We start from the raw sequence: 7254 nt of genomic DNA, 5'->3' as shown, positions 1-7254 counted from the left end.
CCCCGTCGCCCCCGGACTCTCCCTACGCTGAGCGCATGACCGCACGCGGGGCCACGCTCAACCGGCAGATCCTCGCGCTCGCGGTGCCCGCACTCGGCGCGCTCGTCGCCGAGCCGCTGTTCCTCATCGTCGACGCGGCGCTCGTCGGCCACCTCGGCCTCGACGCCCTCGCGGGTCTCGGCATCGCCTCAGCGGTGCTGCAGACGATCGTCGGGCTCATGGTGTTCCTCGCCTACGCGACGACGCCGGCGGTGGCGCGGCGGTTCGGCGCGGGCGACCCGGGCGCCGCCGTGTCGGCGGGCATCGACGGCATGTGGCTCGCGGTGAGCCTGGGCGCGGTGCTCGCGCTCGCGGCATCCGTCGCGTCGCCGGGCATCGTGGCCCTCTTCGGCGCCTCGCCCGAGGTGACCGCCGCGGCCGACACCTACCTCGCGATCTCGGTGTGGGGGCTGCCGGCGATGCTCGTCGTGTTCGCGGCGACCGGCCTGCTGCGCGGCATGCAGAACACGGTGGTGCCGCTGTGGGTCGCCGGGTTCGGCTTCGCCGCGAACGCCGGACTCAACGCCCTGCTCATCTACGGGCTCGGGTTCGGCATCGCGGGCTCGGCGCTCGGCACCGTGCTCGCGCAGTGGGGCATGGTGGGCGTGTACGTCGCCGTCGTCGCGCGGCTCGCCCGCCGGCATGCGGCATCCGTCCGACCGCAGCGCGCCGGCATCACCGGATCGGCACGGCTCGGCGGGTGGTTGTTCCTGCGCACGGTGTCGTTGCGCGCGGCCCTGCTCGCGACCGTCGCGGCGGCGACCGCGCTCGGCACCGCGGAGCTCGCCGCCTGGCAGGTCGCGTTCACGATCTTCTCGACAGCCGCATTCGCGCTCGATGCCCTGGCGATCGCCGCGCAGGCGCTCGTCGGCAAGAGCCTCGGCGCGGGCGATCGGGTGCTCGTGCGCCACGTGCTGCGGCGCACGGTCGCGTGGGGCGCGTGGTTCGGTGTCGTCGTGGGCGCCGTGATCGCGGCCCTGTCGGGTGTGCTGGGCGGCCTGTTCACCGGGGACGCCTCGCTCTCGCCGCTCGCACAGCCGGCACTGATCGTGCTCGCGATCGCGCAGCCGCTGTGCGGGGTGGTGTTCGTGCTCGACGGCGTCCTGATGGGAGCCGGCGACGGCCGCTACCTCGCGGTGGTCGGGGTGCTCAACCTCGTGCCGTTCGTGCCGCTGCTCGTCGTGCTGGCGCTCGTCGGCGCGTCGGGGGCCGCTGGTCTCGCATGGCTGGCCGTCGCGTTCTTCGGGGTCTACATGCTCGCCCGGCTGGTGACGCTCTCCCGCCGTGTACGCGGCACGGCGTGGATGACCGTCGGGGTCTAGATCGGATGCCGCAGGCCCGCTGACCCGCAGACCGTGATCAGTCGCCGGCGGCGGGCTGCGGGATGGGCGTCACGTCGGCGCGCACCGCGGGCATCGCGACGGCGACCAGCATCATCGCCGCGACCGTGACGAGCACCGCCACGAACACCGCGGTGCCGGCCGCGGCGGCGCCCGCGGCATCCGTCTCGGCCCGTCCGGCGAGGGCGGCCGTGCTGATGGCCCCGAAGATCGCCGCGCCCACGGCGCTGCCGATCGAGCGTGCGAACATGTTGGCGCCGGTGACGACGCCGCGCTGGCTCCACTCGACGCTCGCCTGCGCGGCGATCAGGCTCGGGGTGGCGACGAGGCCGAACCCGAAGCCGGTGACGATGCAGCACAGCGCCACGAGGGCGACCGAGGGCCACGCCGAGGTGATCGCGAGCGCGGCGGTTCCGACGATGGCGATCGTGAGCCCGATGAGAACCGTGGGCTTGAAGCCGATGCGCAGGTAGAACACCCGCCCCGACATGCTCGCCGCGATCGGCCAGCCGATCGTGAGGGCGGCGACGGCGAAGCCCGCGATCAGCGGGATCGCACCCGCCGCGTGCTGCAGGTAGCCGGGCACGAACGAGGTCAGGCCGATGAGGCCGGCGCCGATGCCGAGCGAGATGAGCGAACTGCTCCAGATGAGGCGTCGCCCCATGAGCGCGAGCGGCAGCACGGGCTCGGCCGCGCGTCGTTCGACGAACACGAACACGATCAGCAGCACCGCCGCGGCGACGAACACGCCGATGCTCGCGGGCGAGTCCCATGCCCACGCGACGCCGCCTTCGAGCACACCGAGGATCGCGAGGCCCGCGCCGCCCATGATCAGCAGCGACCCGGCGACGTCGATGCGGTGCCGCGGCGCGTCGGCGCGCCGCACCCCGGGTTCGTGGAAGTTGCGGGCGATGAGCCAGAGCGCCGCGATGCACAGCGGCAGGTTGACCCAGAAGATCCAGCGCCAGATGCCCAGCTGTGCGAAGATCCCGCCGAGCGCCGGGCCGACCACGCTCGCCGCCGCCCACACGCCGGCGATGTAGCCCTGCACCTTGGCCCGCTCGGCGATCGTGTAGATATCACCGGCGATCGTGATCGCCATGGGCTGCACCGCCCCCGCGCCGAGACCCTGGATCGCGCGGAAGACGATCAGCGCTGGCATCGACCAGGCCACCGCGCACAGCACCGAGCCGAGCAGGAAGAGGGCGATGCCGATGATCATGACGGGCTTGCGCCCGATCGTGTCGGCGAGCTTCGAGTAGATCGGCACGGTGATCGCCTGCGCGAGCAGGTAGATGGAGAACAGCCACGGGAACTGGCTGTAGCCGCCGAGGTCCTCGACGACGCTCGGCACGGCGGTCGCGAGGATGGTCGCGTCGATCGCGACGATGCCGGTCGCCNCTCCGTTCCGCGGCATCGCCGCCGGTGAGCACAAGCCGCGAGGAGCCCGGGGTATTCCGCGGCATCCCTCAGCCGGCGTGACGCCGGCACCACTCGTACATGATGATCGCGGCGGCGGCCCCGGCGTTGATCGAGCGGGTCGACCCGTACTGGGTGATCTCGACCGTGGCGGATGCCGCGGCGAGCGCCTCGGGCGAGAGCCCCGGCCCTTCCTGGCCGAACAGCAGCACGCAGCGCTCGGGAAGGTCGGCCCGGTCGACGGGCACCGACCCGTCGACATTGTCGATCGCGATGACCGGCAGCTGCGCGGCGGCGGCCCAGGCGGTGAAGGCGGCGATGTCGTCGTGGTGCACGACGTGCTGGTAGCGGTCGGTGACCATGGCGCCGCGGCGGTTCCACCGCCGGCGCCCGATGATGTGCACGGTGTCGGCGAGGAACGCGTTGGCGCTGCGCACGATGGAGCCGATGTTGAGGTCGTGCTGCCAGTTCTCGATGGCGACGTGGAACGGATGCCGCCTCTCATCGAGGTCTGCGACGATCGCCGCCATGCGCCAGTACCGGTAGCGGTCGATGACGTTGCGGCGGTCGCCGTCGGCGAGCAGCTCGGGGTCGTAACGGTCGTCGTCGGGCCAGGCGGCGCCGCCTCCCGGCCAGGGACCGACGCCGTGCGCGAGTTCGGGCTCGTCAGGGTCGGCGGGGCTGTCGGTCACGGCTTTCACGGTAGTCGTCGCCCCGGGCGCTGAGGGTTTTCGGCGTACCGAAAAATGGGTAAGGTTTCGGCATGCCGAAAAATATGCGCAGCACGGCCGAGGTCGCCCTCGACCCGGCGCCGGCGCGCACCGCGCAGCCGCGGCTCGTGCTGCTGCTCGGCCCGGCGCTCGTCGCGGGGGTCGCCTACCTCGACCCGGGCAACGTCGCGAGCAACATGTCGGCCGGCGCCGCCTACGGCTACCTGCTCGTGTGGGTCATCGTCGCGGCGAACCTCACCGCCTGGCTCGTGCAGTACCTGTCGGCGAAGCTCGGCGTCGTCACCGGCGCGAGCCTGCCCGAGGTGCTCGGCAGCCGCATCCGCTCACCGTGGGGACGGCGCGCCTACTGGCTGCAGGCCGAGGTCGTCGCCATGGCCACCGACATCGCCGAGGTCATCGGCGGCGCGGTGGCGCTGCATCTGCTGTTCGGCCTCCCGCTCGTGCTCGGCGGGGCCATCACCGGCGCGATCTCCCTCGGCGTGCTCATCGTGCACAGCCGCGGCGGCGCCCGACGGTTCGAGCTCACGATCGCCGCGTTCCTCGTCGTCATCGTGGTGGGCTTCTCGGCGGGCGTGCTCATCGCCCCGCCCGATGCGGCCGGGGTGCTCGGCGGTCTCGTGCCGCGCTTCCAGGGCACCGACTCGGTGCTGCTGGCCGCGTCGATCCTCGGGGCGACGGTCATGCCGCATGCGATCTACGCGCACTCGGCGCTCACCCGCGACCGCTTCCACGGCACGCCGACGACGTCGCTCCCGCGCCGGGCGTCGACGCTGACGGATGCCGCCACCCGCCGCATCCTCGTCGCCACGCGCTGGGACGTCTCGATCGCGATGATCGTGGCCGGGTCGGTCAACCTCGTGATGCTGCTGATCGCGGCCGTCACCCTTCCGGGCGCGGCCGGAACCGACACCCTGGAGGGCGCGTACGCGGCGATCCGCGACAGCCTCGGCCCGATCATCGCGGTGCTCTTCGCGGTCGGGCTCCTCGCCAGCGGCCTCGCCAGCACGTCGGTCGGAGCGTATGCGGGCTCGGAGATCATGCACGGCCTCCTGCGCGTGCGGGTGCCGCTCGTCGCCCGCCGCATCGTCACCCTCGTTCCGGCGCTCGCGATCCTCGGGGCGGGTGTCGACCCGACCTGGGCGCTCGTGCTCAGTCAGGTCGTGCTGTCATTCGGCATCCCGTTCGCGATCGTCCCGCTCGTGTGGCTGACCTCCCGCCGGTCTGTGCTCGGCACCCACCGCAACCGGGGAGTGACGATCGCGCTGGGGGCCGTGGCATCCGTCCTTCTGGTGGCGTTGAACGCCGTGCTGCTCGTGCTGGTCACGACGGGCGCCGGATAACCTGGATGCCGTGTCCCCCGCGTCCTCGTCGAGTCCGGCCGTCGACGACTACCTGAAGACGATCTACCAGCACACCGAGTGGCAGCCGGACCGCATCACTCCCTCGCAGCTGGCGACCGTGCTCGGCCTCGCCCCGTCGAGCGTGACCGAGATGGTGCAGAAGCTCGCCGCTGCGGGTCTCGTGCGGCACCGCCCGTACGGCCCGATCGAGCTGACCAACGGCGGACTGCACCGCGCCGCGCAGATGGTGCGCCGCCACCGTCTCATCGAGACGTGGCTCGTGCAGGAGTTCGGCTACAGCTGGGACGAGGTGCACGACGAGGCCGAGGTGCTCGAGCACTCGCTGAGCGACCGGCTGCTCGAACGCATCGACGCCCGGCTCGGGCGGCCCCGGTTCGATCCGCACGGCGACGCGATCCCCGATGCCGACGGCGAGGTGGAGCGCGAGCCGTTCGTGCTGCTCGCCGAGGCCGAGACCGGGCATCGCGGACGGGTGCTGCGCGTGAGCGACTACGACCCGGCGCTGCTGCGCGCCCTCGAGCAGGCGGGGGTCGATGTGGGGCACACCGTCACGGTCGTGACCGCGGGCGCGAGCCCGGTGGTGACGCTCGACGGAGCCGCGGCGGCACTTCCCGACGGCGCGGCGACGGCGGTCTGGCTCAGCGCCTAGCGCCGCGCCGCACGGCGGCCCGCACCGACATCGCACCGCCGCGACCGGGCGCCCTCAGCGGCGCGCGGCCTCGAACGGCCAGCGCAGACGCGTCGCGTTCTCGCACGTCACCCAGTACCGCTCCGCGACGGCCGGATCCTGGGTGACCTTGGCGGGAGCCGCGAGCCGCGGCGGTCCGCTCGTCACCCGCGCCGGTCCCCAGAACTGCCCGCCGACGACGTCGGGATCGACGAGCGCGCGCACGAGCGGCCAGGCGCCGTGCTCCTTCGACTGGGTGAGGGGCGACTGGAGGTTGTCGACGAACCGGCCCAGGCGACTCGGCTCATTGACGCCCTGGATGCCGGCGGTGCGCCCGCTGACCGAATAGCCCGGGTGGGCGATGACGCTCGCGACCGGCACGCGCTCGGCGCGCAGGCGACGATCGGCCTCGAGGCCGAGCGCGGTGGTCGCGATCTTCGACTGCACGTAGGCGCGCCAGCCGGAGTAGCCCGAGGCGAGCTGCGGATCGACGGGATCGATGCGCCCGAGCGAGGTCGACATGCTGCCGAGCCACACCATGCGGCCGCGCGCGGCCGCGAGCGTGCGCAGCAGGGCGCCGGCGAGCGCGAAGTGACCGAGCGCGTTCGTCGCGAACACCAGCTCGTTGCCGTCGAAGGTCGTCTGCCGGTGCCGCGGCGGGTGCACCATGCCGGCGTTGAGCAGCAGTCCGTGCAGGCGCCCGCGATGCCGCACCGTCGCGGCGGCCGCACGCACCGAGCCCAGATTGGAGGTGTCGAGCAGCAGCGTCTCGATCGTGCCGCGATGCGGGGCATCCGCCGTGCGACCGAGCACGGCAGCCTTCGCCGCCGACAGCCGATGCGGGTTGCGGCCGGTCATGATGACGTGGGCGCCGCCGCGCACGAGCTGCTCGCACGAGAAATAGCCGAGCCCCGCGTTGGCACCCGTCACGAGATAGCTGCGCCCGCGCAGATCGGGCAGGTGCAGGGGGTTCCACTCAGCCGCTCTCGCGCTCACGGCTACGACCTTACGCCCGGGCCGTTTCACGGCGATGACGGATGCCGCACCCTAGGCTGAACACATGCGTACACGTGCCGACGTCGAGTGCTGGCTGACCGACATGGACGGGGTTCTCGTGCATGAGAACCAGGCGATCCCCGGAGCCGCCGAACTGCTCGCCCAGTGGACCGACACGGGCACGCCGTTCCTCGTGCTGACGAACAACTCGATCTTCACGCCGCGCGACCTGAGTGCGCGCCTGCGGGCATCGGGGCTCATCGTGCCCGAGACCGCGATCTGGACGTCGGCGCTCGCGACCGCCGACTTCCTGAAGGCGCAGGCGCCGGGCGGATCGGCGTTCGTGATCGGCGAGGCCGGCCTCACCACGGCGCTGCACGAGGCGGGCTTCATCCTCACCGAGACGATGCCCGACTACGTCGTGGTCGGCGAGACCCGCAACTACTCGTTCGAGGCGATCACGAAGGCGATCCGCTACATCGCCGCGGGTGCCCGCTTCATCGCCACGAACCCCGACGCGACCGGCCCGTCGGTCGACGGCATCCTGCCCGCGACCGGCGCGATCACCGCCCTCATCACGAAGGCGACCGGCCGCGAGCCGTACGTCGTGGGCAAGCCGAATCCGATGATGTTCCGCTCGGCGCTCAACCGCATCGGCGCGCACTCCGAGTCGACCGGGATGATCGGCGACCGCATGGACA

General features: G+C 72.4%; 5 protein-coding genes and 2 pseudogenes. 4 read left to right on the top strand and 3 right to left on the bottom strand.

What is annotated here, in order from left to right; all coding sequences use genetic code 11:
- The first annotated feature begins 35 nt into the window (after window positions 1-35).
- Complete coding sequence (locus ASG00_RS01555) at window positions 36-1361, top strand: MATE family efflux transporter (protein WP_056206346.1); 1326 nt, start codon at window positions 36-38, stop codon at window positions 1359-1361.
- A 37-nt stretch (window positions 1362-1398) separates the two neighbouring features.
- Here ASG00_RS01555 and ASG00_RS01550 read toward each other — a convergent pair.
- Window positions 1399-2779 (bottom strand): annotated as a pseudogene (locus ASG00_RS01550) (MFS transporter); the annotation flags it as partial.
- 69 nt (window positions 2780-2848) lie between these two features.
- Window positions 2849-3490 carry a TrmH family RNA methyltransferase gene (locus tag ASG00_RS16330; RefSeq protein ID WP_056206345.1) on the bottom strand — a complete coding sequence of 214 codons (642 nt, stop codon included), beginning with the start codon at window positions 3488-3490 and terminating at the stop codon, window positions 2849-2851.
- Window positions 3491-3561: 71 nt separating this feature from the next.
- Here ASG00_RS16330 and ASG00_RS01540 point away from each other — a divergent pair, with 71 nt between their 5' ends.
- Both ASG00_RS01540 and ASG00_RS01535 read left to right on the top strand, forming a co-directional pair.
- Window positions 3562-4869 carry an Nramp family divalent metal transporter gene (locus ASG00_RS01540; RefSeq protein WP_171006115.1) on the top strand — a complete coding sequence of 436 codons (1308 nt, stop codon included), beginning with the start codon at window positions 3562-3564 and terminating at the stop codon, window positions 4867-4869.
- A gap of 10 nt (window positions 4870-4879) precedes the next feature.
- On the top strand, window positions 4880-5539 hold the full coding sequence (locus tag ASG00_RS01535; RefSeq protein ID WP_056206340.1) for a metal-dependent transcriptional regulator: 660 nt from the start codon (window positions 4880-4882) through the stop codon (window positions 5537-5539).
- Window positions 5540-5593: 54 nt separating this feature from the next.
- Here ASG00_RS01535 and ASG00_RS01530 read toward each other — a convergent pair whose 3' ends face one another.
- Window positions 5594-6553, bottom strand: coding sequence for an SDR family NAD(P)-dependent oxidoreductase (locus ASG00_RS01530; RefSeq protein WP_045246371.1), 960 nt, complete (start codon window positions 6551-6553; stop codon window positions 5594-5596).
- Between the two features lie 64 nt (window positions 6554-6617).
- Here ASG00_RS01530 and ASG00_RS01525 point away from each other — a divergent pair.
- Window positions 6618-7254 (top strand): annotated as a pseudogene (locus ASG00_RS01525) (HAD-IIA family hydrolase); the annotation flags it as partial.

The sequence above is a fragment of the Microbacterium sp. Leaf351 genome (assembly GCF_001423825.1).
Classification (GTDB): Bacteria; Actinomycetota; Actinomycetes; order Actinomycetales; family Microbacteriaceae; genus Microbacterium; species Microbacterium ginsengisoli.
The sequence above is the reverse complement of the archived record's forward strand: the minus strand, read 5'-3'. Positions and strand labels throughout refer to the sequence as shown.

Coding starts and splice junctions, on each gene's coding strand:
- ASG00_RS01555 (WP_056206346.1), top strand. CDS start 36: ATGACCGCACGCGGGGCCACGCTCAACCGGCAGATCCTCGCGCTCGCG.
- ASG00_RS01540 (WP_171006115.1), top strand. CDS start 3,562: ATGCCGAAAAATATGCGCAGCACGGCCGAGGTCGCCCTCGACCCGGCG.